This window comes from Lentzea sp. DG1S-22 (genome assembly GCF_036321065.1).
Taxonomy (GTDB): Bacteria; Actinomycetota; Actinomycetes; order Mycobacteriales; family Pseudonocardiaceae; genus Lentzea; species Lentzea jiangxiensis.
This window is the reverse complement of record NZ_CP143276.1, coordinates 7,187,593-7,210,632: the sequence shown is the minus strand read 5'-3', so window position 1 is coordinate 7,210,632 and position 23,040 is coordinate 7,187,593. Positions and strand designations below refer to the sequence as shown.

Below are 23,040 nucleotides of genomic sequence, written 5' to 3'. Positions count from 1 at the left end.
GACAGTACTCCAGGTGCGCGACGTCTTACCCCGCGTGTGGACACACCAAACCACGAGGTGATCCACAACGCTCGCCGGAAAACGGAGAGGTGGACGAATCCGCACGAAAGGCGACGAACCCCGCACCGGTGGTGCGGGGTTCGTCGCGAGCCGGAACGGTCAGAACAGCCGGAACTCGTCCGGCTCGATCCCGCGCAACGCGTCGTAGTCCAGCACCACGCACCGGATCCCGCGGTCCTCGGCCAGCGTCCGCGCCTGCGGCTTGATCTGCTGCGCCGCGAACACACCGGACACCGGCGCGAGCAGCGGGTCGCGGTTCAGCAGCTCCAGGTACCGGGTCAGCTGCTCGACGCCGTCGATCTCGCCGCGGCGCTTGATCTCCACGGCGACCGACGCGCCGGCGGAGTCGCGGCACATCAGGTCGACCGGGCCGATCGGGGTCGGGAACTCGCGGCGCACCAGCGTCCAGCCGTCGCCCAGGGTGGTGACGTGCTCGGCGAGGAGCTTCTGCAGGTCGGCTTCGACGCCGTCCTTCTGCAGGCCGGGCTCCGGGCCGAGCTCGTGCTTGGAGTCGTGCAGCACCTCTTCGAGGGTGATGATCAGCTTCTCCCCCGCCTTGTTCTGCACCGTCCAGATGTCCGGGTCCTCGATCAGCCAGCAGGGCGGGCTCATCCAGTTCAACGGCTTGTACGCGCGGTCGTCGGAGTGGATCGACACCGAACCGTCGGCTTTGATGAGCAGCAAGCGCTGGGCCATCGGCAGATGGGCGGTGAGTCGGCCTACGTAGTCGACCTTGCAGCGAGCGATGACGAGACGCACCGCGACAGGCTACGGGGTGTGTCCAGAAACGGGTCGTTAGGTACGGTCCGTGCCGTGGAAAGCCTCGGCACCCGTCAGGTGTACGCAAACCCGTGGATGACCGTTCGCGAGGACGAGATCCGACGCGCGGACGGTTCGAACGGCATCTACGGCGTGGTCGACAAGCCCGACTTCGCACTGGTCATCCCGCTCGACGGGGAACGCCTGCGGCTCGTCGAGCAGTTCCGCTACCCGCTCGGCCTGCGCCGCTGGGAGTTCCCGCAGGGCACCGCGCCCGACCGGGAGGACTCCGACCCGCTGGAGCTCGCACGCCGCGAGCTGCGGGAGGAGACCGGGTTGCGCGCCGGGCGGATGGTCGAGCTGGGGCTGCTCGACGTCGCGCCCGGCATGTCGTCGCAGCGCGGCCGCGTCTTCCTCGCCACGGAGCTCACCGAGGGGTTCCACGAGCGGGAGCACGAGGAGCAGGACATGCGCTCGCGGTGGTTCCCGCGCGCCGAGTTCGAGGCGATGATCGCCCAGGGCGAGATCACCGACGCGCAGTCGATCGCCGCCTACACCCTCCTGCTGCTGCACGAGAACGCGCAGCCCTAGTCGCGGCAGCCCTGGAACGCCGACCGGTAGCTCTGCGGTGAGGTGCCGGCGATCCGCTTGAACCTGTCGCGGAACGCCGTGGCCGAGCCGAAGCCGACCCTGCTCGCGATCAGCTCCACGGACTCCTTCGTCGTCTCCAGCAGGTGCTGCGCCTGCCGGACGCGGGCCCGGTGCAGCCACTGCAACGGCGTCGTCCCGGTCTGCTCGCGGAAGCGCCGGTTCAACGTCCGCGTGCTCATCCCGGCCTGGCGCGCGAGCTCGTCCAGCGTCAGCTCGCGCGCTGCGTTGGCCTCCATCCACTTCAGCAGCGGCTCGAGCTCGGCTCCCTGGGGCGCCACGGGCGGGGTCGCGATGAACTGCGCCTGCCCGCCTTCCCTCTCCAGTGGCATGACGGCGAACCGCGCCGCGTCGGCCGCCACCGCCGACCCGTGGTCGCGCCGGATCATGTGCAGGCACAGGTCGAGTCCCGCCGCGGCACCGGCGGACGTCAGGAACTGGCCGTTGTCGACGTAGAGCACGTCCGGGTCGACCTCCAGCGCCGGGTAGCGCGCGGCCAGCTCCTCGGCGCCCAGCCAGTGCGTGGTCACGCGAAGGCCGTCCAGCAGCCCGGTTTCCGCGAACACGAACGCGCCCGTGCAGATCGACGCGATCCGGGCACCTCGTGCCGCCGCCTTCCGCAACGCCTCGAGCACCGGCCCGGGCACGGCCATGCCGGGGTCGTGACCCGGCAGCATGATCGTGTCCACTTCGGACAGGATCTCCAGGCCGTGCGGGACCTTGATCTCGAAACAGCCCGCGTCGACCGTCCTCTTCGGACCGCAGACGCGCACCCGGTACTGCCCGGTCCAGTTGAACGCGTCGACCGGCGTCGCGAAGTCGAACGGGACCACGCTGTCCATCGCCACCACTGCCACCTCGTGCACGTCCACCACCCTAGCTGGCGAGAATCCGTTGGAACATGGCATTCCAGCCAGTTCTGCCACGGCACCCGCGCTCCTACGGTGTGATCACCGACGCGAGGAGTAAGACGAAGTGAAAGCTCAAGTGGTGTTGTTCGACGGCTTCGACCCGTTGGACGCGATCGGCCCGTACGAGACGCTGACCGCCGGCGGGATCCAGGCCGAGCTGGTCACGGCCGAGGGCCCGCGCGAGGTGCCGAGCGGCGTGGGCTTCTCCCTCCGGGCCACCGGGGAGCTCGACGCGAATGAGCCCGGGATCGTGCTGGTTCCCGGTGCCGCGGCGCGCACGGACGAGGAGGTCCTCGCGCTGCTGGCCGCGGCGGCGCCGGCTCTCGCCGCCCCGGTGCGGCAGGCGCTGGACCGGGACGGCGTCACGGTGGCGACGGTGTGCGGCGGCTCGCTGGTGCTGGCGATGGCCGGGCTGCTGGAGGGGCGCACCGCCACGACCAACCACCTCGGGCTGGAAGCCCTCGCGAGCTTCGGTGTGAACGCGGTTGCGGCCCGCGTCGTCGAGGACGGCGACCTGGTCACGGCCGCCGGCGTGACCTCGGGTGTGGACCTCGGCCTGTACCTCCTCGAACGCGAAGTGGGCGCCAGGAAGGCCTTCGAGGTCGAGCAGCTGTTCGCGCACGAACGCCGCGGCACGGTGTGGAGGGCCGCGTGAGCAAGCTCTTCCTCTCGCTGCACGTCCTGGCCGCGATCATCGCCATCGGTCCGGTGACGGTCGCCGCCAGCATGTTCCCGAAGGCCGTGAGGACCGGCGGCAACCCCGAGCTGCTGCACCGGATCTGCCGCGTCTACGCCGTCATCGGCATCTCCGTGCCGGTCTTCGGGTTCGCGACGGCGGGCGTGATGGGCGTGACCGGCCACCCCTGGGTGGTCGTGTCGATCGCGCTCACCACCGCCGCCGCGTTCGTGCTCGCGCTGAAGGTCCTGCCCGGCCAGGAGAAGGCGTTGAAGACCAACGACATCAAGCACCTGGCGATGTACACGGGCGTGTTCAACCTGCTCTGGGCGACCGTGACCGTGCTGATGATCCTCCGGCCGGGCTCGACGACCGGCGCCTAACGCGTCGTGACCGGCCGCACGACGATCTCGTTGACGTCGACCTCCGAGGGCTGCGAGATCGCGTACGCGATGGCATCCCCGATCGCCGACGCGGGCAGCGCGTTCTTGCGGTACTCCTCCATGAACGACGCCGCGTAGTCCTCGGTGATGGTGCCCGCGAGCTCCGACTCCGTGACACCGGGGGAGATCACCGTGACCCGCAGGTCGTCGCGTTCCTGGCGCAGTCCCTCGGACAACGCCCACACCGCGTACTTGGTCGCGCAGTACACCGCGGCCGTGGGCGTGACCAGGTGCGCGCCGATCGAGGCGACGTTGACGACGTGGCCGTGGCCGCCGGTGAACCGGGGCAGCACGGCGGCGATGCCGTTCAGCACCCCCTTGATGTTCACGTCCACCATGCGGTCCCACTCGTCGACCTTCAACGAGTCCATTAGGGACAACGGCATCACGCCGGCGTTGTTCACCAGCACGTCGACACGGCCGTACCGGTCGACGGCGGCGTCCACGAAGGACTGGAACGACTCGCGCGAGGTCACGTCCAGTGGCGCGTAGGCGGCACCGATCTCGGACGCCAGCGCCGCCAGCCGGTCTTCGCGCCGGGCGCCGAGGAACACCTCGTGCCCCGCCTTCGCGAGAATGCGGGCCGTGGCCTCGCCGATACCGCTGGAAGCTCCACTGATCAGAACGACTTTGCTCATGGCCACGACACTCGACGCGAAACCCGCGGCCGACCAGGACACCTTCTCCCTAGGTGTGGCACACCCGGGCAACACACGAACGCAGCGCTTAGGCTCGGAACCATGCTCGGGGAGTTCCTGAAAGCGCACCGCGCCCGCGTCAACCCCCAGGACGCGGGTCTGCCGAGTCACACCCAGCGCAAGGTCAAGGGCCTGCGGCGCGAGGAGGTCGCCGTGCTCGCCGGGGTGAGCGCCGACTACTACGCCCGCTTGGAGCAGGGCCGCGAGACCAACCCGTCGGCGCAGGTCCTCGACGCCCTCAGCCGCGCGCTGAAGCTCGATACCGACGCCCGCGCGCACCTGCACCGCCTCGCCGGGGTCGTCGCGGACGAGGGCCACTCGTCCGACAAGGTCAGCCCCGAGCTGCGGCGCCTCATCAGCGGCCTGCACGACATGCCGGCGTTCGTGATGAGCTCCTACCTCGACCTGCTCGCGACGAACGCGCTCGCGGACGCCCTGTACGAGCCGTTCACGCCCGCCGACAACCTGGCCAGGATGGCGTTCCTCGACCCCGCCGCCGCGAGCTTCTACCCGCGCTGGAACTGGGTCGCGCAGAGCACGGTCGGCAACCTGCGGCTGACGGCCGACCCGACCTCCCCGCGACTGGGGCGGATGGTCGCGGAGCTCAGCGGCAACCCGGTGTTCAAGGAGCTCTGGGAGAACCACGAGGTGCGCGGGAAGACGCAGGACGCCAAGGAGTTCGCGCACCCGGCGGTCGGCCGGGTGAAGCTGACCTACCACTCGTTCGACGTGCGGGAGGCGCCCGGCCAGTTCCTGGTGGTCTACCAGGCGGAACCGGGTCCGGACGCCGACGCGCTGAAGCTCCTCGCGACTAGTCGGGCCACACGGGAGAACGCTTCTCCAGGAACGACGCCCGCCCCTCTTTGGCTGACGGGGACTGCGAGGTCTCGGCCATGACGGACAACGCGATCTCGTAGCCGTCGATCTCGGGCCGGTCCAGCTGCGCGTAGATCGTGCGCTTGCCGATGGCCTTCGACACCCGGCTCCCCCGCGTCGCACGCGCGAGCAGGTCGTCGGTGGCGGCGTCCAGCTCGTCCGCGGGCACCGCGCGGTTGACCAGGCCCCACTCCACCGCCGTGGCCGCGTCGATCACGTCACCGGTGAGCGCCAGCTCCATCAGCCGCTTGCGCCCGATCGACCGGGCCACCGGCACCGCGGGCGTGTGGCAGAACCAGCCCGCTTTGCCGCCGGGCAACGAGAACCCGGCGGTGTCCGCCGCCACCGCGAGGTCGCACGAGGCCACCAGCTGGCACCCGGCCGCCGTCGCCAGTCCCTGCACGCGCGCGATCACGACCTGCGGCGCGGACTGGACGGTCTTCATCAGCACGGTGCACAGCTCCAGCAGCAGCCGCACACCTTCCTCATCGCGTGCGTGCAGATCCGCGAAGTCATGTCCCGCGGAGAACACCGGCCCCTCGGCGCCGAGCACGATGCCCGCCGCGTCGGACGTGCGCACCTCGCGGAACGCCCCCAGCAACTCCGCGAGGTGTTCCGCCGACAGCGCGTTGCGCTTGGCCACGCGGTTCATCGTGATCCGGACGACCGACCCGTCCCGCGAAACGTCCACCATTCCGCGACAGTAAAGCCCTACGCGGGAGAGCGCACCTCCCGGATCACGGTGACGATCTCGTCCATGATCTCGGTCAGCTCGTAGTCCTTGGGCGTGAACACCCGCGCCACGCCCCGCTCGCGCAGCTTCCGGGCGTCGTCCGGCGGGATGATGCCGCCGACGATCACCGGGATGTCCCCGGCACCGGCCGCACGCAGCCCGTCGACCACCGCGGGCACGACCTCGAGGTGCGACCCGGACAGGATCGACAGGCCGACGACGTGCACGTCCTCCTGCACGGCCGCGGACACGATCTGCGACGGCGTCAGGCGGATGCCCTGGTAGACGACCTCGAAGCCGACGTCGCGGGCCCGCACGGCGACCTGCTCGGCACCGTTGGAGTGCCCGTCGAGCCCCGGCTTGCCGACGAGCATGCGCAGCCGTTCGCCGAGCTCCTCACCGGTCGCGCGCACCCGGTCGCGCACCCGGGCGATCTCCGAGCCCGCCTCGCCCGACGCCGAGGCACCGGAAACGCCGGTCGGCGCACGGTATTCGCCGAAGGTCTCGCGCAGGGCCTGCGACCACTCGCCCGTAGTGACACCGGCACGCGCGCACGCCAGCGTCACCTCGACGAGGTTCTGCTCGGTCTTCGCGGCCTCGCGCAAGGCGTCCAGCGACGCCTCGACCGCGGCGTTGTCCCGGGAAGCGCGCCACTGCCGGATCGCCTCGACGGCGTGCAGCTCGACGACCGGGTCGATGGTCTCGATGGCGTTCGCGCCCTCGGCCTGCAACGGCGACGGCTCGGTCGTGTCGAACTTGTTGACGCCGACGACGACCTCTTCGCCGGACTCGACGCGACGACGCCGATCAGCGAGCGACGACACGAGCTGCGACTTCATGTAGCCGGACTCGACGGCCGCGACGGCACCGCCCATCGCCTGCACGCGGTCGATCTCCTCGCGCGCACCGGCGAGGATCTCGTCCACCTTCGCCTCGATGACCGGCGAGCCGTCGAAGATGTCCTCGTACTCCAGCAGGTCCGTCTCGTAGGCGAGCACCTGCTGCATGCGCAACGCCCACTGCTGGTCCCACGGACGCGGCAGGCCCAACGCCTCGTTCCACGCCGGCAGCTGGATCGCACGCGCACGGGCGTTGCGGGACAACGACACCGCGAGCATCTCCAGCACGATGCGCTGGACGTTGTTCTCCGGCTGCGCCTCGGTGAGGCCGAGCGAGTTGACCTGCACGCCGTAGCGGAACCGGCGGTGCTTCGGGTTCTCGACGCCGTAGCGCTCACGCGTGATCTCGTCCCACAACTGGGCGAACGCGCGCATCTTGCACATCTCCTCGATGAACCGCACACCGGCGTTCACGAAGAAGGAGATGCGGGCGACGACGTCCTCGAACTTCTCCTGCGGCACCTGACCGGAGTCGCGCACCGAGTCGAGGACCGCGATCGCCGTGCACATCGCGTACGCGACCTCCTGCGCCGGCGTCGCGCCGACCTCCTGGAGGTGGTAGCTGCAGATGTTGATCGGGTTCCACTTCGGCACGTTCGACACGGTCCACGCGACCATGTCGGTGATCAGCCGCAGCGACGGCCCCGGCGGGAACACGTACGTGCCGCGGGACAGGTACTCCTTGATGATGTCGTTCTGCGTCGTGCCGGCGAGCGCCGACGGGTCCGCGCCCTGCTCCTCCGCCACGGTGACGTAGAGCGCGAGCAGCCACATGGCCGTCGCGTTGATCGTCATCGACGTGTTGGCGCCGGCGAGCGGGATCTGGTCGAAGAGCTGGCGCATGTCGCCGATGTGGCTGATGGGCACACCGACCTTGCCGACCTCGCCCTTGGCGAGCTCGTCGTCGGGGTCGTAGCCCGTCTGCGTCGGCAGGTCGAACGCCACCGACAGACCCGTCTGGCCCTTCGCGAGGTTCCGGCGGTAGAGGGCGTTGGATGCCGCCGCCGAGGAGTGACCCGCGTACGTCCGCATCACCCAGGGGCGGTCGCGTTCGCGGTCAGCTGGATACGGCACAGCAACCTCCCACATCGTCGTTCATCGGAGCGTACTGGCCGGTAACCGCTGCCGCGCGTGCGCTTGCTCACTGAATCGAGACCAGAAGGAGCATGATGAAGACGTGACGGGGATCTACCAGACCGTGGTCGTGTTCGCGGTCCTAGGCCTGCTGGCACTGGTGCTGCGGTACTTCGTGGGCAACGACAGGAGGCCCGTGCCGGATCTGGACGGCACGGACTTCGGGTTGCTGAGCGAGGTGGCCGTCGTGCCCACCGAGGAGGCCGCGAACGTCATCGTGCAGAAGCTGAAGAGGAACGGCGTGCGGGCCACGCGTTCGCGGAACGCGCCCTACCAGGTGATGGTGTTCCCGTCGGACGTCGCGAACGCGCGGCTCGTGCTCAAGACCTAGGAGCTCACGCGCTCCACGTTGGCACCGAGCTTGCGGAGGTTCTCCACGAACCCGGGGTAGCCGCGCTCGATGTGGAAGATCTCGTAGACCTCGGTGGCCCCGTCCGCGCACAGACCGGCGAGGACGAGCCCCGCACCCGCACGGATGTCCGAAGCCCACACGGGCGCGCTGGACAGCTGCTCGACGCCGCGGATGACGGCGTGATGCCCGTCCGTGCGCGCGTCGGCCCCGAGGCGGATCATCTCGTCGATGAACCGGAACCGCGCCTCGAACAGGTTCTCGGTGATCATCGACGTGCCCTCGGCGACGGCCGACAGCGCGATCGCGAACGGCTGGTTGTCCGTGGCGAAGCCGGGGTAGGGCAGCGTCACGAAGTCGACGGCCTTCGGACGACCGTCCATGACGACGCGGAAGCCCTCGTCCTCACCCTCGTAGACGGTGACCTCGGCGCCGGCCATGCGCAGCTTCTCGAGCACCAGGTCGAGGTGGTGCGGGTTCACACCGCGCACCCGCACGTCGCCCCGCGTCATGGCGGCGGCGAAGCCCCAGGTGGCGCCCACGATCCGGTCGCCGATGACGCGGTGCTCGGTCGGCTTGAGCTCCTTGACGCCGTGCACGGTCAACGTGGACGTGCCGGCGCCCTCGACCTTCGCGCCCATCTGCGTGAGCATCAGGCAGAGGTCGACGATCTCGGGCTCGCGCGCGGCGTTGTCGATGACCGTCGTGCCGTCGGCCAGGACGGCCGCCATCAGGATGTTCTCGGTCGCCCCCATGCTGGGGAAGTCGAGCCAGATCTGCGCGCCGTGCAGCCCCTCGGCCTCGGCGACGATGCAACCGTGCTCGATGCCGGTCGTGGCGCCGAGCTTCTCCAGACCGCTCTGGTGCATGTCCAACGGCCGCGAGCCGATCGCGTCACCACCCGGCAGCGCCACGACCGCGCGCTTGCACCGCCCGACGAGCGGCCCGAGCACGCAGATGGACGCCCGCAGCTTGCCCATCGCCTCGGAGTCGGCGTGGTAGCTGAGCTCGGCCGGGGTCGTGATCCTCGCCACGTCCCCTTCGAGCTCGACCTCGCACCCGAGGCTGCGCAGCGCGTCGGCCATCAACGGCACGTCGAGGATGTCCGGGCAGTTGGTGATGGTCGTGGTGCCCTCGGCGAGCAGGGCCGCCGCCATCAACTTGAGGACGCTGTTCTTGGCGCCGACGACGTCAACTTCGCCGACCAGACGTGCGCCACCGTGTACCCGGAAATGCTCGCTCACGCGGCAATCCTACGTACGCCCATAGAGTGCCGGTTATGGCGGTGCATCTCACCAAGATCTACACACGAGTCGGCGACGACGGCACGACCGGCCTGGGCGACTTCTCCCGCGTCCCGAAGACCGATCCGCGCATCGAGGCGTACGCGGACGTCGACGAGACCAACGCGTCCCTCGGCGTGGCGCTGGCACTGGGCGACCTGGCCCCGGACGTCTTCGAGGTCGTGCGCAAGGTGCAGAACGACCTGTTCGACGTGGGCGCGGACCTCTGCACCCCGATCGTCCCGGACCCGAAGTACCCGCCGCTGCGCGTCACCCAGGCCTACGTGGACCGCCTGGAGACCTACTGCGACACGTTCAACGAACGCCTGGGCAAGCTCGACTCGTTCATCCTCAACGGCGGCACGCCGGGCGCGGCCCTGCTGCACCAGGCCCGCACCATCGCCCGCAGGGCGGAGCGCCGCGCGTGGTCGCTGATCGAGGCCGACGCCGAGCACACCAACGTGCTGACGGCGAAGTACCTGAACCGGCTGTCGGACCTGCTGTTCATCCTGGCGCGGGTGGCGAACCCGGACGGCGACGTGCTGTGGAAGCCGGGCGGCAACGCCTGACCACGACGAAGGGCGCCTCCCTCAGCGGGAAGCGCCCTTCGTCGTCACATCAGGAAGCCCAGGGGATCGAGCGCCCGGGAGGCGACGACTCCAACCAGGACAGGAACCCGGTCAGAGCGTCCGGTCCCATCGCGATCTCCACCTCGCCGGAGGCGGACCGGCACCGCAGCACCGTCGCCCCCACCGGCATGGCGTAGGCCTCGGGCCCCGTGGGTTCACGCCGGGCGTCGATCTCGAGCCCGTCCCGGGAGATCAGCTCGTCGGGCCGCGACCCGAGGGACAGCACCCGGAACCACGCGAACGAGTCGCCCCGGTAGTGCCCGACCCCCAGGTGCCAGCCACGGCCGCGATCGTCGAACTTGCTGCGCAGCGCGACGTGCACGCCACCTTCGCGCAGCAGCCGGATGCGGCGCCAGGCGAAGTAGGCGATGACGATCGCCACCCCGAGCAGGATCAGTCCGGCGATTTCGGTGATCCCCACGGCTGGGCCCTCGCGCCCGGTCTCAGGCCGACTGTTCCACGGCCCGCACGCGCGCTGCCGCACGTGCGCGCTCGGCGTCGTCCGTGTCCTGCAGCGCCGACCGCGCCGCGTTCACGTCGATCTCGCCCGCGAGCTCGGCGTCCTCGGCGAGGATCGACACGCCGGTGCCGGTCACGGACAGGAAGCCACCGTGCACGGCGGCGGTCACCAGGCCGCCGTCCGTCGTGCGGATGCGCACCACGCCACCCTCGACCAGCTGACCGAGAACGGGCTCGTGACCGGGCAGGATGCCGATCTCGCCCTCGGTCGTCTGTGCCGAAACAGAGGTGGCCGTGCCGGACCACAGGCGGCGTTCAACGGCGACCAGTTCAACGGTCATCTCGGCCACGCGTATCTCCCTCGTCGTCTGGAGTCGAACTGAGTCTAAACGGTCGCCTGACAACCCTGCCGCCCGCCCGGTGTCAGCACCTACGACAACCGCCGAAGGGGGACATGCAGGACTTCGAGGACTTCGTGGCGTTGGGCTCACAGGCGTTGTTGCGCACCGCCTACCTGCTGTGCGGCTAGGACAAAAGCGCCGCCGAGGACATTCTGCAGGACGTCCTGATGGGCATGTACGGCAAGTGGCGTCGTATCAGGACTCACCGGAGGCGTACGTCCGTGCGGCACTGGCCAACGCCGCCGCGAACCGGTGGCGACGGCGCTCCCGCAAGCCGGAGGCACCGATGGAGCACGCGGAGACGCCGCTGGCGAAAGGCCACGAACAACAGGTCGTGGACGCGGACAGCGTCGTGCGCGCTGGCGCAGCTGCCGAGCAGGATGCGGGCCGTCCTGGTGCTGCGGTACTTCGACGACCTCACGAGGCCGACACCGCCCGCGCGCTCGGCTGCGGGGTCGGCACGGTGAAGAGCCAGACCTCCCGGGGCCTCGCCCGCCTGCGGGAACTGATGGGTGAGCAGGTGCTGACGTGGAGCTGAGGAGCGCGATGGAGGCCGCGACGGCGGACCTGGACGTGCGGCCGGGATTCGTGGGGGGCGTGATGGCGGGAGGCAGGCGGCGGCACACGCGCAGGCTGGTGGCGTTGACCGCGGCGGTGGCTTTGCTCGCGGGGTGACGACCGGGGTGGTGCTGACGGACTCCTCCCCAGAACCCGCGGTCGCGGCCGGCGCGCGCCTGACGGCGACGACCGCGGGTGATCTCTCCGGCGACAGGGCGTTCATCAGCGAGGTGCAAGCGCTGTGGGGCCGTTCGAAGAGCGCGGGCCTTCGACCGTACGAGAACGTGACGGAGTTCACGGGTCCGTCGAACGTCTTCTGGGCCGCGACCACCCCGAGCGGCCCGGCGGCCCTGCTCGCGCAAGCCGTGCGGGTGGGCGACGATCCCTCGTCCCGCGTGCTGGTGGGCCTGGTCGCCGGCGGCGCCGTCGTGCAACGCGAGCTCGACCGCGGCCAGGAGAGCGGGCTCTACCGGTTCGGGCCGGACGGCTCGACGTACCTCGCCCTCGGCCTGGGCGGCGGGGTGTTCTGGTCGGTGAACCCGGCGCGGGGCACCGGCAACCGGCTGAGCCGGACGTGGCGGGAGGCCGAGACGGGACCGGGGGGCGTCGCCGTGATCAGCGCACAACTGTCCGAACGGCCGGTGTTCGTCCACGCGAACACCCCCCGCTGCCCTAGGACGTCGTCTCGGAGCCGCTGCGCGGCAGGTTCGCGTGGCGCCCGGACGCGGCGTTCGTGCCGCACCCCGGCCTCGGCTGGTCCGGTCGGCAGTGCACGTCGGACAGCCCCGTCGGAGGTCCGGGGTGGCCTGCCGAGAAAGCGCCGTCGCCCAGGGGGACCTGCAACAGCGGAGCTTGCTCGACTACGTGGTCGACTGGGACGCGACAGGCGAGTGGAGCGTCTGCGCGTGGCTGCCCGACGGCCGCTATGCCGAGGTGTTCGAGGCGTACGGCGAGCTGTACGGCGCGCTCTACGAACCGTCCGGCTCGTTCAGCGCCCCCTGCTCGGCGGCAAGGCCGTGAAGGGCACGCCGGTGGTCGTGCCGTTGCCGGACGGCCAGGGCACGATCGTCGCCGACTTCGACGGCCGCATCGGCCCGCGGGAACGGATCCACGCCTGGCTGGCCCCACGGGCACGAAGGACGTGACGGTGCGCCACGGGGACCTCTCCTCGGTCGTGCCGCTGTCCTGATCACCCGTGCCAGGAACGCCAGAGCGCCGCGTAGGTGCCGTCCCTGGCGACCAGGTCGTCGTGGGAGCCCAGCTCCACGACCCGGCCGGCGTCGACGACCGCGATCCGGTCGGCGTCGCGCGCCGTCTGCAGCCGGTGCGCGATCGCGATCACCGTGCGTCTCTCGCGCACAGCCGCGATCGCGCGCTCGGCGTGCCTGGCCGTGGCCGGGTCGAGCGAGGACGTCGCCTCGTCCAGCACCAGCGTGTGCGGGTCGGCGACCTCCACCCGCGCGAGCGCCAGCTGCTGCGCCTGCGCCGGGTCGAGCTCCAGCCCGCCCGCGCCCAGCGACGTGTCCAGGCCTCGCGGCAGGTCGTCGAACCAGCTCGCGCCCACCGTCCGCAGAGCCTCGACGAGCCTGTCGTCGGGAGCGTCCGGAGCCGCCATCGCCAGGTTGTCCCTGACCGTGCCGATGAACACGTGGTGTTCTTGCGTCACCAGCACGATCCGCTGTTCGCCCGCCGCCGTGAGGTCCGCGACCGGCACACCGCCCACCAGGACCGATCCGGCCGCCGGCCGGTCGACGCCCGCGACCAGCCTGCCCAGCGTCGACTTGCCGGCTCCCGACACCCCGACGATCGCGAGCCTCTCCCCCGGCTGCACGACGAGGTCGACACCGTGGAGCACCTCGTGACCGTCCACGTAGGAGTAGCGGACGCCGGACGCCTCGATGCGGTCGCCGTCCGGCTCACCGACCTCCGGCACGGGCTCGACGTCGGCGCCGATCCCCTCGACCCTGGCGAACGACGCACCACCGCGTTGCAGGAACTCGACCCAGAACATGATGCGCTCCAACGGCTCCACGAGCCGCCACACGTAGAGCGCGCCCGTGACGACGAGCTCGACGCCCACCGCGTCCGCCGCGTAGAACAGGCCCCCGAAGAGCAGCACCAGGGCGGTCGGCACGGTGCTCGCGAAGCTGACGACCGGGAACAGCACGTTCCGCAACCGCAGGGTCCGCAGCCGCGTCCGGAACGACCGGGCGATCGCGGCCTCCGCGACCGCCACCAGCCGGTCCCGCAGCCCGTAGGTCTCGATCGTCCTGCTGCCCTCGCCGACGGCGGCGGAGATCTCCGCGACGTCGCCGCCTGCCTCGCTCTCCGCGAGGTACGCCTGCCGCGCACGGGCCAGGTACCAGCGCAGCGCCCACGCCACGAACGGCAGACCCGCCAGCGCGACGAGACCGAGCACGGGGTCCAGCCAGAAGAGCGCCGCGTAGATCACCACCAGGTGCACGGCGCCGGTGAGCACCTCGGGCACGGCGTCCCGCAGGGCCTGGCCGACGACCCCGACGTCGCTCGTCACGCGGCTCAGCAGGTCGCCCGTGCTCAGCCGGTCCACCACCCGTGCGGGCAACGCCAGCGTGCGCGCCACCGCCTCCTCGCGCAACGACGCCAGGACCCGTTCGCCGAGGCGAGTGGCCAGCAAGGCGCTGTACCGCACCAGCACCAGGTGCACCACGGCCGAACCGAGCACGCCCAGCGCGATCCAGTCCACAGTGGACACCGTGAGGGTGCCGGCCTCCACCCCGCCGACGACCTTGCCGAGCAGGTACGGCCCGACGAGACCGGACGCCGCCGTCAGCACCGTCAGCGCGACCACCACGGCCAGCGCCCGCCGTTCTCCGCGCAACAGCCGCGCGGCCGCGCGCCGGACCTCACGCCGGTCCGCGACGGGAAGCCGCTTCACCGGCTCCCCTCCAGGTGCACGACCTGGTCCGCCTGCCCCGCCCACAACGGCGACGACGACACGACCACCGTGGTCCGCCCCAGCCGTTTCTCACGAACCCGTTGCGCCACAGCGGCTTCGGTCACCGCGTCGAGCGCCGACGTCGGCTCCACGAGCACCAGCAGCTCCGGTTCGCTCAGCAGCGCCCGCACGAGCCGCAGCCGTTGCCGCTGACCGCCGGAGACGTTGCGCCCCTGCGACTCCAGGTGCGAGTCGAGCCCGTCCGGCATCGCCTCCACGACGTCGACGGCGGCCGCCGCGTGCAACGCCTCCTCGAGCTCGCGGTCGTCGTGCTCGGCCACCGAGACCGCCTCGCGCACCGTCCCCGGGAACAGGTAGTCGTCGTTGTCCGCCACCACGCCCGGCAGCCGTTCGACGGCTTCCCGCGCCTGCGCGGCGTTCGCCGGCACGACCACCGTCAGCGCACCGGACTCGACCTCCAGCGTTCCCTCCCCGCCGCCCTTCTCCTCCGGTCGCAACCGCAGGACGTCGACGACCCGCCGTGCCGAGACGAGCGCCCGCGGAATGGCGTCCGCGCCCTCGACGAAGAAGCTGACGGGCACGATCAGCGTCGTGACGTACAGGTAGACCGCGACCATGTCCTCGACGGAGATCTCCCCCGCGACCACCCTGCGCGCCACGATCCACGTCACCACGGCGGAGAACAGCGCGGGCAGCCCCCACGTCAGCGCCTGCACCCAGCTGAGCGACGCCGAGACCCGGTAGCCGTCCCGCAGGACCTCCCGCGACTGCGCACGGAAGCGCTCCTCGAACGCCCGCTTCCCCCCGATGCCCGCCAGCACCCGCAGACCCCCGACGATGTCACCGGCCCGCGAGCTCAGCTCCCCCTGGCTGCCGCGGTACCCGGCCTCCACGACGTGCAGCCGCCGCAGCACCGGCCCGGTGACCACCGCGAGCACCGGCACCCCCAGCAGCACCACCACCGCGATCAACGGCGAGATCCGCACCAGCAACACCGCCGTGACGCCGTACGCGATGACCGCCCCGACGCCGGGCCCGGTGCTGGTGAGCGCGTGCGCGATCCGTTGCGTGTCGCCGTTCTGCAGGTACGTCAGCTCGCCCGTGGACAGCTTGCGCCGCACCACCCCGCCGAGCCGCGTGACGTGCCGGACGACGACCTGCGCCGTCCGCAACGCGGCATCCGTGCGCACCAGCGTCATCGTGCGGTGCCGCGCGACCCCGAGAAGCGCCAGCACCGCCGCCATCACGAGGAGCGCTGCACACCACCACACGAGCGCTACTCGGTCACCGCCCCGCAGACCGTCCTCAATGGCCCGTGAGATGAGGTAGGGCGGCACGACCAGCCCGCACATCCACAGCGACCCCCACCACGCGCCGGCCAGCACCCGCCACCGTTGCGCGAACACGAGCCACCACAGGTACCGCCCTGGCGATCGAACGTCGGGCGTCCCGGGATCGTCGTACGGAGCATGTCGGGCCATGCCCCGACCTTGCCATCACCCGGCCCGGCCCACGACCGATTTCGCCGTCAGCCCAATCGCACCAACGGCCGTTGCACCCAACGCCGCAACGAGCGCAAACGCGTAGAAGCCCCAAGGATGCGCCAACCCGGCCGTGAGCAACGCACCGCCGAGCAACGGCCCGCTGATGGCGCCCAACCGCCCCACCCCGGCGGCCCACCCGATGCCCGTGGCCCGGTTCTCCTCGTAGACCCGCCCCGCGTACGCGTACACGAGGACCTGGGCGCTGAACACGAAGCACCCGGCCGAGAACACGGCCACGTACACCCCGGACCCGGGCAGCTTGATGCTCAGCAACGCCAGGAACACCACCGCCGCACCGAACCACCCGACGGCCGCCGTCCGGACCCCGATCCGGCCCGCCACCGCACCGGCGACCACCAGCCCCACCACGGCACCGATGTTGAGCGTCAGCAACAACGCCAGCGCCGTGCCGAGCTCGTACCCGGCGCTGCGCATGATCTGCGGCAGCCACGTGTTGAGCCCGTACACGAGCAACAGCCCCATGAACGAGGCCACCCAGAAGGCGATCGTCGCCTTCCGCAGCCCTGGCTTGAACAACGACCCGACCGCCTCCAGCGCCGGAGCCCTGCGCGCCACCGTCTCCGGCAGGTGCTTGACCATCAACGGGATCAGCACCAGCGCGGGCAACGCCCCCACCACGAACAGCGACCGCCAGCCGAGGTCCGGGATGAGCACGATCCCCAGCAGCGCCGTGATGACGGCACCGACGTGGTACCCGGTCATGATGAGCGTGGTGGCCCGCCCGCCGTGCCGCGGCCGGGCCTCGTTGACCAGCGCGATGGCCGTGGGCAGGCACCCGCCGAGCCCCAGCCCGGCGAGGAACCGGAAGACGCCGAACGTCGTGGCGTCCTGCGCCACCGCACAGGCGAGGGTGAACACGGAGAACCCGGCGACGGCCCAGATCATCACCTTGCGCCGCCCGATGACGTCGGTGACGGTCCCGATGACGAGCGCGCCGAGCATCATCCCGACCAGCCCGGCCGTGGACACCGCGCTGGCGGACGCCGTCGTGAGGACCCCCTCCTGCAACAGCGTCGGGATCACCGTGCCGAGCACGACGAGGTCAAAGCCGTCGAGCAGGACCGCGGTCCAGCACAACGGCAACACCCATTTGTTCACGCGCTCTCTCCTCGCTGAGGGGCCCTGGTGATGCCGTGCATCGTGCGACCTGGGACCCGCGGCCGGGAGGGCTGTTTCCAGTGGACGGAAACGTCATGTCGTGCGGAAAGGCGAAGGGCCGCCCCTCCACAAAGGAGGGACGGCCCTGGGCAAAGCCAGCTGGCTCAGTTGCCGGCGAGCTTCTTGGCGTTGGCCTCGACGTCGTCCAACCCGCCGCAGGAGAAGAACGCCTGCTCCGGGAAGTGGTCGAACTCGCCCTTGCAGACGCGGTCGAACGCCTCGACCGTGTCCTTGATCGGCACGAACGAACCCGGCTGACCGGTGAACTTCTCCGCGACGAAGAAGTTCTGGCCGAGGAAGCGCTCGAGGCGACGAGCGCGACCGACGAGGACCTTGTCCTCCTCGGAGAGCTCGTCCATACCGAGGATGGCGATGATGTCCTGCAGCTCCTTGTACTTCTGCAGGATTCGCTTCACCTCCTGGGCGACCCGGTAGTGCTCCTCGCCGACGATCGACGGCTCGAGGATTCGAGACGACGACGACAGCGGGTCGACGGCCGGGTAGATGCCCTTCTGGGAGATCGGACGGGAGAGCTCCGTCGTCGCGTCCAGGTGGGCGAAGGTGGTGGCCGGCGCGGGGTCGGTGTAGTCGTCGGCGGGCACGTAGATGGCCTGCAGCGACGTGATCGACTTACCGCGGGTCGAGGTGATGCGCTCCTGGAGCTCACCCATCTCGTCCGCCAGCGTCGGCTGGTAACCGACGGCGGAAGGCATGCGGCCCAGCAGGGTCGACACCTCGGAGCCCGCCTGGGTGAAGCGGAAGATGTTGTCGATGAAGAGCAGCACGTCCTGGTTCTGGACGTCGCGGAAGTACTCCGCCATCGTCAGAGCGGACAGGGCGACGCGCATGCGCGTGCCCGGCGGCTCGTCCATCTGACCGAAGACGAGAGCGGTGTCCGGGAGGACGCCCATCTCGTCCATCTCCAGGAGGAGGTCGGTGCCCTCACGGGTGCGCTCGCCGACGCCGGCGAACACGGAGGTACCGGAGAACTCACGCGCGATACGCGTGATCATCTCCTGGATCAGAACGGTCTTGCCGACACCCGCGCCGCCGAACAGGCCGATCTTGCCGCCCTTGACGTACGGGGTGAGCAGGTCGATGACCTTGATGCCCGTTTCCAGGATCTCGGTCTTGCCCTCGAGCTGGTCGAACGACGGAGCCTTGCGGTGGATGCCCCACTGCTCGCCGTCGCGGCCGAGGCCCGGCTGGTCGAGGCAGTCGCCGAGGGCGTTGAAGACGTGGCCCTTGACGACGTCGCCGACGGGCACCGAGATCGCGGTGCCGGTGTCGGTGACGACAGCGCCGCGGACGAGACCGTCGGTCGGCTGCATCGAGATGGTGCGGACGAGGTTGTCGCCGAGGTGCTGCGCGACCTCGAGGGTCAGCGTCTTGGCGACGGCCTCGAACGTGATCTCCACGTTCAGGGCGTTGAACAGCTCCGGCACGGCGTCGCGCGGGAACTCCACGTCGACGACCGCACCGATCACCCGGACCACACGGCCGGTGCGGGTGGTGGTGGCAGTAGCACTCATGTCACTCATCACTTCCTGCGCCACCGGTAAGCGCGGCAGCGCCACCGACGATCTCGCTGATCTCCTGGGTGATCTGGGCCTGACGGGCCGAGTTCGCCGCCCGGCTGAGGTTCCGGACCAGCTCCGTCGCGTTGTCCGTCGCGGCCTTCATGGCCGTACGACGGGCAGCCGACTCCGAAGCCGCCGCCTCCAGCATGGCGGAGAACAGGCGAGTCTTCACGTACTTGGGCAGCATCGCGCCGAGCAGCGCCTCGGCGCTGGGCTCGAAGTCGTACACCGCGCGCGGACCCTTGGAGGTCTCGCCGGTGTACTCGACGTCCATCGGCGCGACACGGCGGGCGGTCGGCGTCTGGCTCAGCATGGACTTGAACTCGGTGTACACGATGTGGATCTCGTCCACGCCCTGCGCACCGTTCTCCGTGCCCTCCAGGAACGCCTCCACCAGCGCGTCACCGGCCTCGACGGCGTTGACGTAGTGCGGGGTCTGCGAGAACCCGCTCCACGCCCCGGTGACCTCGCGGCGGCGGAACTGGTAGTAGCCCTGGCCCTTGCGGCCGGTCACGTACAGCACCGGCTCCTTGCCCTCGGACCGGAGCAGCTGCAGCAGCTGCTCGGCCGCCTTGAGCACGTTGGCGTTGTAACCGCCGCACATGCCCTTGTCGCTCGTGATCACCAGCACCGCGGCGCGCTTCGGGTTGGGGCGCTCCGTCAGCAGCGGGTGGTCGAGGTTCGCCGAGGCCTCGGCCAACGCGGAGAGCACGTTCGTGATCTCGTCCGCGTACGGCCGGGAGGCCGCGACCCTGGTCTGCGCCTTCGCGAGGCGAGACGTCGCGATGAGCTCGTAGGCCTTCGTGATCTTCTTGGTCGAGTTGACCGTTCGGATCCGTTGGCGGAGCTCCCGAATCTGTGCGCCCATGGCTCAGATCACTTCTTGGTGGGCTCGGGCTTGTGGACCTTCACCGACTCCTGGCCGACCTTGTCGGCGTCGAGCGCCTTCTCGGGGGCCTCGTTGACGATGGTCGTGCCGTCCGAAGCGGTGAACTGCTTCTTGAACTCCTTGACGGCGTCGACGACGCGCTTCTGGGAGTCCTCACCGAACTGCTTCGTCTCCACGATGCCGTTGAGCACGTCGGCGTGGTTGCGGCGCAGCGAGTCCTTGAACTCGGCCACGAAGCGGCGGATGTCGGCGACGGGGACGTCGTCGAGGTGACCCTTGGTCGCGGCGAAGATCTCGACGACCTGCTCCTCGACGGGGACCGGCGAGTACTGGCCCTGCTTGAGCAGCTCGACCAGACGGGCACCGCGGTCCAGCTGGGCGCGCGACGCGGCGTCGAGGTCGGACGCGAACGCGGAGAAGGCCTCCAGCTCGCGGAACTGCGACAGGTCGAGGCGCAGCGAGCCCGCGACCGACTTCATCGCCTTGATCTGCGCGGCACCACCGACGCGGGAGACCGAGATACCCACGTTGACGGCCGGGCGGACACCGGCGTTGAACAGGTCGGACTCGAGGAAGCACTGACCGTCGGTGATGGAGATGACGTTGGTCGGGATGTACGCCGACACGTCGTTCGCCTTCGTCTCGATGATCGGGAGACCCGTCATCGAACCGCCGCCGAGGTCGTCCGAGAGCTTCGCGCAACGCTCGAGCAGACGCGAGTGCAAGTAGAAGACGTCGCCCGGGTAGGCCTCGCGGCCCGGCGGACGGCGCAGCAGCAGCGAGATGGCGCGGTACGCCTCGGCCTGCTTGGTCAGGTCGTCGAAGATGATGAGGACGTGCTTGCCCTCGAACATCCAGTGCTGGCCGATGGCGGAGCCGGTGTACGGCGCCAGCCACTTGAAGCCGGCCGAGTCGGAGGCCGGGGCGGCGACGATCGTCGTGTACTCGAGAGCGCCCGCCTCCTCCAGCGCGGTCTTGACGCCCGCGATGGTGGAGCCCTTCTGGCCGATGGCGACGTACACGCAGCGGACCTGCTGCTTGGGGTCGCCCGACTCCCAGGCCTTCTTCTGGTTGATGATCGTGTCGATGCAGACCGCGGTCTTGCCGGTCTTGCGGTCACCGATGATCAGCTGGCGCTGACCGCGGCCGATCGGGGTCATCGCGTCGATGGCCTTGATGCCGGTCTGCATCGGCTCGGACACCGGCTGGCGCTGCAGCACGGTCGCGGCCTGCAGCTCGAGGGCGCGGGTGTCGTCGGCGACGATGTCGCCGAGACCGTCGATCGGCTGACCCAGCGGGTTGACGACGCGGCCGAGGAAGCCGTCGCCGACCGGCACGGAGAGGACCTTGCCCGTCCGGCGGACCTCCTGGCCCTCTTCGATCTTGTCGAAGTCACCGAGGATGACCGCACCGATCTCGCGGACCTCGAGGTTCAGGGCGACGCCGAGGACGCCACCGGGGAACTCGAGCAGCTCGTTGGTCATCGTGCCCGGAAGGCCCTCGACGATGGCGATGCCGTCGTAGGTCTCGGAGACGGTACCGACCTCTTCCCGGCTGACCTCCGGGGAGTAGCTCGAGACGTACTTCTCGATCGCACTGCGGATCTCGTCCGACGAGATCGTCAGCTCCGCCATGTCGTTCCTGCTCTCACTTCTTCGTTCTTGGGAAAGGGCTCGGGGGCTAGCTGGCGAGATTGCGGCGCAGTGCCGCCAACCGGCCGGCGATGCTTCCGTCGATGATCTCGTCGCCGATCTTGATCGAGAGGCCGCCGCCCAGCGAGGGGTCGACCTCCACGTGCAGCGCGATCGGGCGCGAGTAGATCGTGGTCAGCGTCGCGGTCAAGCGGTCGACCTGCTCGGCGGTCAGCTCCACGGCGGACTTCACGTGCGCGACGGAACGCTGACGGCGCTTGGCCGCCAGGTCGGCGAGCTCGGAGAGCCCGTCCGCGACGCGAACCCCGCGCGGGTTGCGGACCAGCTGGTCCACCAGCGTCTTGGTGACCGGGCTGACCTTCCCCTGGATCAGGGAGCCGACCAGCGCGACCTTGCCCGCGGCGTCGCCGGCGGGGTCCGCCAGCAGCAGCTCGAGCTCGTTCGAACCGGCGACGATGCGACCGAGGCGGAAGAGCTCGTCCTCGGTCGAGTCGAGCTGGCCGTCGCGCTCGGCACGCACCAGCAGCGCGGTGCGGGCCAGCGACTCGACGCCGTCGACGAGCTCACGCGGGCTGGACCAGCGCGCGGTCACGACCGCGGCCAGGACCTGCAGGGTCGCGTCGCTCACCTTGCCCGTGAACACGCCGCGGAGCAGCTGCTCACGACCGGCGGCCTCGGACGAGGCGTCGGCGAGCGCGCCGCGCAGCGTCCGCTGCTCGATCAGCAGGCCGAGCACGGCGAAGAGCTCCTCGCCGAGCGTGGCGAGGTCGTCCGTCGACGTGGTGGCGTCGGCCAGCTCCAGCAGCCGCAGTTCCGCGGCTGCCAGAGCTTCACGACTTGCGGCATGCAACGTCATCGGCAGCCTCTACTTGCTCGCGGGCGCCGCGACGGCGTCCAGCTCGTTGAGGAAGCGGTCGACGGTGCCGCGGCGGCGGGACTCGTCCTCGAGGGACTCGCCCACGACCTTGCTCGCCAGCTCGACGGCGGTGCGGCCGAGGTCGGCACGCAGCTCGGCGACGATCTGGGCGCGCTGCGCGTCCAGCTGGTGCTGGCCCTGCGCGACGATGCGGGCCGACTCGGCCTGCGCCTGCTCACGCAGCTCCTCGACGATCTGCAGGCCCTCGGCCCGTGCGTCGTCGCGGATGCGCGCGGCCTCGGCGCGAGCCTCGGCCAGCTGCTCCTTGTACTGCTCGAGCGTGCGCTGAGCTTCGGCCTGAGCCTGCTCCGCCTTCTCGATGCCACCCTCGATCTTGGCCGTCCGCTCCGCGTACAGCGCCTCGAAGCGCGGTGACACGAACTTCTTGATGACGAAGAGGAGGAGCAGGAACGCGACGAGACCGAGGATGATCTCTGCCGGGTGCGGGATAACGGGGTTGACCTCGTCCCCCGCAGCCAGGATCAGGGTGTCGTACACGACGTCTCCTAGCGCGTTGAAGGGTTAGGTCAGCCGGCGGTCGCGATGAAGTACACGACGAAGCCGATCAGCGCGAGGACCTCGACGATGGCGAAGGTGGTCCACGCGAGGCCGAGCAGCACGCCGCGGGCCTCGGGCTGGCGGGCGGTGCCGCTGATGACCGAGGAGAAGATCAGACCCACACCGATGCCGGGGCCGATCGCGGCGAGGCCGTAACCGATGGCCGCAAGACCCGGGTTGATGTTGACGGCGGCGTCCTGGGCGATCTGGAGAGCGCTCACTGTTGCTGTTCCCTTTCCAACTCGGTCCGCGAGAGTTCGCGGATCGG

Annotated in this window: 28 protein-coding genes; 10 read left to right on the top strand and 18 right to left on the bottom strand. The window is 70.2% G+C overall.

Translation table 11 applies throughout. The features are described from left to right. Positions 1-159: 159 nt before the first annotated feature. Positions 160-819, bottom strand: coding sequence for an endonuclease NucS (nucS, locus tag V1227_RS34215; RefSeq protein ID WP_329789348.1), 660 nt, complete (start codon positions 817-819; stop codon positions 160-162). A gap of 54 nt (positions 820-873) precedes the next feature. Here nucS and V1227_RS34210 point away from each other — a divergent pair, with 54 nt between their 5' ends. Next, a complete protein-coding gene (locus V1227_RS34210) occupies positions 874-1,410 on the top strand; it encodes an NUDIX hydrolase (protein ID WP_329789347.1) in 537 nt (178 codons plus the stop codon). Here the strand turns inward: V1227_RS34210 and V1227_RS34205 are convergent. Next, entirely contained in the window at positions 1,407-2,333 is a 927-nt protein-coding gene (locus tag V1227_RS34205; protein ID WP_329789346.1) for a GlxA family transcriptional regulator, read from the bottom strand. The two genes, V1227_RS34210 and V1227_RS34205, sit on opposite strands and share 4 nt — an antisense overlap. Before the next feature lie 109 nt (positions 2,334-2,442). Here V1227_RS34205 and V1227_RS34200 point away from each other — a divergent pair, with 109 nt between their 5' ends. Further along, entirely contained in the window at positions 2,443-3,033 is a 591-nt protein-coding gene (locus V1227_RS34200) for a DJ-1/PfpI family protein (RefSeq protein ID WP_236216488.1), read from the top strand. Then, on the top strand, positions 3,030-3,437 hold the full coding sequence (locus V1227_RS34195; protein WP_236216490.1) for a hypothetical protein: 408 nt from the start codon (positions 3,030-3,032) through the stop codon (positions 3,435-3,437). Before V1227_RS34200 ends, V1227_RS34195 begins: the two co-directional genes overlap by 4 nt. Here the strand turns inward: V1227_RS34195 and V1227_RS34190 are convergent. Continuing rightward, a complete protein-coding gene (locus V1227_RS34190) occupies positions 3,434-4,135 on the bottom strand; it encodes an SDR family oxidoreductase (protein ID WP_329789345.1) in 702 nt (233 codons plus the stop codon). The two genes, V1227_RS34195 and V1227_RS34190, sit on opposite strands and share 4 nt — an antisense overlap. Before the next feature lie 102 nt (positions 4,136-4,237). Here V1227_RS34190 and V1227_RS34185 point away from each other — a divergent pair, with 102 nt between their 5' ends. Further along, on the top strand, positions 4,238-5,092 hold the full coding sequence (locus V1227_RS34185) for a helix-turn-helix transcriptional regulator (protein ID WP_329789344.1): 855 nt from the start codon (positions 4,238-4,240) through the stop codon (positions 5,090-5,092). On the opposite strand, the gene V1227_RS34180 is transcribed toward V1227_RS34185, so the two are convergent. Together V1227_RS34180 and V1227_RS34175 are read right to left on the bottom strand one after the other, a co-directional pair. After that, on the bottom strand, positions 5,007-5,765 hold the full coding sequence (locus V1227_RS34180) for an enoyl-CoA hydratase-related protein (protein ID WP_329789343.1): 759 nt from the start codon (positions 5,763-5,765) through the stop codon (positions 5,007-5,009). The two genes, V1227_RS34185 and V1227_RS34180, sit on opposite strands and share 86 nt — an antisense overlap. Positions 5,766-5,782: 17 nt before the next feature. Further along, entirely contained in the window at positions 5,783-7,777 is a 1,995-nt protein-coding gene (locus V1227_RS34175) for a protein meaA (protein ID WP_329789342.1), read from the bottom strand. 103 nt (positions 7,778-7,880) lie between these two features. Here V1227_RS34175 and V1227_RS34170 point away from each other — a divergent pair, with 103 nt between their 5' ends. Next, positions 7,881-8,168, top strand: coding sequence for a hypothetical protein (locus tag V1227_RS34170; protein ID WP_329789341.1), 288 nt, complete (start codon positions 7,881-7,883; stop codon positions 8,166-8,168). On the opposite strand, the gene murA is transcribed toward V1227_RS34170, so the two are convergent. After that, positions 8,165-9,430: a UDP-N-acetylglucosamine 1-carboxyvinyltransferase gene (murA, locus tag V1227_RS34165; RefSeq protein ID WP_090095227.1), complete on the bottom strand. Its 1,266-nt coding sequence runs from the start codon at positions 9,428-9,430 to the stop codon at positions 8,165-8,167. The two genes, V1227_RS34170 and murA, sit on opposite strands and share 4 nt — an antisense overlap. Positions 9,431-9,465: 35 nt before the next feature. On the opposite strand from murA, the gene V1227_RS34160 reads away from it, so the two are divergent. Beyond that, positions 9,466-10,038 (top strand): cob(I)yrinic acid a,c-diamide adenosyltransferase, encoded by a 573-nt coding sequence (locus V1227_RS34160; protein ID WP_329789340.1) that lies wholly within the window; start codon positions 9,466-9,468, stop codon positions 10,036-10,038. Between the two features lie 49 nt (positions 10,039-10,087). Here the strand turns inward: V1227_RS34160 and V1227_RS34155 are convergent, their stop codons facing one another. Continuing rightward, positions 10,088-10,519, bottom strand: coding sequence for a DUF2550 domain-containing protein (locus V1227_RS34155; protein ID WP_329789339.1), 432 nt, complete (start codon positions 10,517-10,519; stop codon positions 10,088-10,090). 22 nt (positions 10,520-10,541) lie between these two features. Beyond that, a complete protein-coding gene (locus tag V1227_RS34150; RefSeq protein ID WP_176959606.1) occupies positions 10,542-10,898 on the bottom strand; it encodes a F0F1 ATP synthase subunit epsilon in 357 nt (118 codons plus the stop codon). 244 nt (positions 10,899-11,142) lie between these two features. Between V1227_RS34150 and V1227_RS34145 the strand changes: the two genes are divergently transcribed. Together V1227_RS34145 and V1227_RS34140 are read left to right on the top strand one after the other, a co-directional pair. Then, the gene (locus V1227_RS34145) at positions 11,143-11,496 is read left to right on the top strand and encodes a hypothetical protein (protein ID WP_329789338.1); all 354 of its coding nucleotides are present in this window, start codon (positions 11,143-11,145) and stop codon (positions 11,494-11,496) included. After that, positions 11,487-11,633: a hypothetical protein gene (locus V1227_RS34140; protein WP_329789337.1), complete on the top strand. Its 147-nt coding sequence runs from the start codon at positions 11,487-11,489 to the stop codon at positions 11,631-11,633. The genes V1227_RS34145 and V1227_RS34140 overlap by 10 nt, the downstream gene beginning before the upstream one ends. A gap of 349 nt (positions 11,634-11,982) precedes the next feature. On the opposite strand, the gene V1227_RS34135 is transcribed toward V1227_RS34140, so the two are convergent. After that, complete coding sequence (locus tag V1227_RS34135) at positions 11,983-12,177, bottom strand: hypothetical protein (RefSeq protein ID WP_329789336.1); 195 nt, start codon at positions 12,175-12,177, stop codon at positions 11,983-11,985. A gap of 140 nt (positions 12,178-12,317) precedes the next feature. Here V1227_RS34135 and V1227_RS34130 point away from each other — a divergent pair, with 140 nt between their 5' ends. Further along, on the top strand, positions 12,318-12,536 hold the full coding sequence (locus V1227_RS34130; RefSeq protein WP_329789335.1) for a hypothetical protein: 219 nt from the start codon (positions 12,318-12,320) through the stop codon (positions 12,534-12,536). Beyond that, a complete protein-coding gene (locus V1227_RS34125) occupies positions 12,533-12,661 on the top strand; it encodes a hypothetical protein (RefSeq protein WP_329789334.1) in 129 nt (42 codons plus the stop codon). Before V1227_RS34130 ends, V1227_RS34125 begins: the two co-directional genes overlap by 4 nt. 44 nt (positions 12,662-12,705) lie before the next feature. Here the strand turns inward: V1227_RS34125 and V1227_RS34120 are convergent, their stop codons facing one another. The 9 genes from V1227_RS34120 to V1227_RS34080 all read right to left on the bottom strand — a co-directional run bounded on the left by V1227_RS34120 (position 12,706) and on the right by V1227_RS34080 (position 22,993). Continuing rightward, positions 12,706-14,433, bottom strand: a complete 1,728-nt coding sequence (locus tag V1227_RS34120) for an ABC transporter ATP-binding protein (protein WP_329789333.1) — start codon at positions 14,431-14,433, stop codon at positions 12,706-12,708. After that, positions 14,430-15,935, bottom strand: a complete 1,506-nt coding sequence (locus V1227_RS34115) for an ABC transporter ATP-binding protein (protein ID WP_329789332.1) — start codon at positions 15,933-15,935, stop codon at positions 14,430-14,432. Before V1227_RS34115 ends, V1227_RS34120 begins: the two co-directional genes overlap by 4 nt. Positions 15,936-15,950: 15 nt before the next feature. Next, positions 15,951-17,117 carry an MFS transporter gene (locus V1227_RS34110; protein ID WP_329789331.1) on the bottom strand — a complete coding sequence of 389 codons (1,167 nt, stop codon included), beginning with the start codon at positions 17,115-17,117 and terminating at the stop codon, positions 15,951-15,953. A gap of 164 nt (positions 17,118-17,281) precedes the next feature. Continuing rightward, on the bottom strand, positions 17,282-18,718 hold the full coding sequence (gene atpD / locus V1227_RS34105) for a F0F1 ATP synthase subunit beta (RefSeq protein WP_329789330.1): 1,437 nt from the start codon (positions 18,716-18,718) through the stop codon (positions 17,282-17,284). After that, positions 18,711-19,625 (bottom strand): F0F1 ATP synthase subunit gamma, encoded by a 915-nt coding sequence (locus tag V1227_RS34100; protein WP_329789329.1) that lies wholly within the window; start codon positions 19,623-19,625, stop codon positions 18,711-18,713. The genes atpD and V1227_RS34100 overlap by 8 nt, the downstream gene beginning before the upstream one ends. Positions 19,626-19,633: 8 nt before the next feature. Continuing rightward, positions 19,634-21,280 carry a F0F1 ATP synthase subunit alpha gene (atpA, locus tag V1227_RS34095; RefSeq protein WP_329789327.1) on the bottom strand — a complete coding sequence of 549 codons (1,647 nt, stop codon included), beginning with the start codon at positions 21,278-21,280 and terminating at the stop codon, positions 19,634-19,636. A 46-nt stretch (positions 21,281-21,326) separates the two neighbouring features. Beyond that, positions 21,327-22,160, bottom strand: a complete 834-nt coding sequence (locus tag V1227_RS34090) for a F0F1 ATP synthase subunit delta (protein WP_329794176.1) — start codon at positions 22,158-22,160, stop codon at positions 21,327-21,329. Positions 22,161-22,163: 3 nt separating this feature from the next. Beyond that, a complete protein-coding gene (locus V1227_RS34085) occupies positions 22,164-22,712 on the bottom strand; it encodes a F0F1 ATP synthase subunit B (protein WP_425412407.1) in 549 nt (182 codons plus the stop codon). Between the two features lie 29 nt (positions 22,713-22,741). Continuing rightward, entirely contained in the window at positions 22,742-22,993 is a 252-nt protein-coding gene (locus V1227_RS34080; RefSeq protein WP_090095210.1) for an ATP F0F1 synthase subunit C, read from the bottom strand. Positions 22,994-23,040: the final 47 nt, after the last annotated feature.